This window comes from Gloeomargarita sp. SKYB120, from assembly GCA_025062155.1.
GTDB lineage: Bacteria > Cyanobacteriota > Cyanobacteriia > Gloeomargaritales > Gloeomargaritaceae > Gloeomargarita.
The window spans coordinates 1-525 of record JANXAM010000090.1; the positions used below are offsets into that span (position 1 = coordinate 1).

The following is a 525-nucleotide window of genomic DNA, read 5'->3' on the forward strand; positions in this document are numbered from 1 at the left end:
AGGCATTTCGGCTAATCAGTTCTTCATTGGCAAGGCGCTTGTCTAAACTGACTAATCGCTCATCTAAACGCTTAATCTCACCTGTCACGCGCTGCTCCGATGTGCTGATTTCTCCCATCACTTTCTGCTCTAGGGCGTGGATTTCACCCATCACTTTCTGCTCCAAGGCGCTAATTTGTCCTGTCACTTTCTGCTCCAGGGTATGAATCTCCCCCATTACTTTTTGGTCAAGCGCATGGATTTCACCCATCACTTTCTGCTCCAAGGCTTTCATTTCGCCCTTGAGTTCGGCAGCTTGAACTTCGACCTTTTTGTCCAGGGCTTCAATCTTCTTATCTAAAACATTAAACTGCTCGTCCACCTTCTTGTCTAGGGAGTTGAACCGCTCGTCAATCTTCTTGTCTAGCTGGTTAAACAGGGAGAGCATCAATTCCTTCAGTTCTTGATTGGTGGGTTCGCTCATGGGTTCTACTCCTTAGAGCTGGTTAGGGAAGAACAAGTACTTCACCAAGGCAATGACCACAC

At 47.0% G+C, this 525-nt stretch carries 1 protein-coding gene; it reads right to left on the reverse strand.

Annotated features, from left to right (window positions below; all coding sequences use genetic code 11):
• Positions 1-463, reverse strand: a 463-nt coding sequence (locus NZ705_12530; GenBank protein MCS7293768.1) for a gp58-like family protein, incomplete at its 3' end; no start/stop codon positions are given.
• Between the last annotated feature and the right edge of the window lie 62 nt (positions 464-525).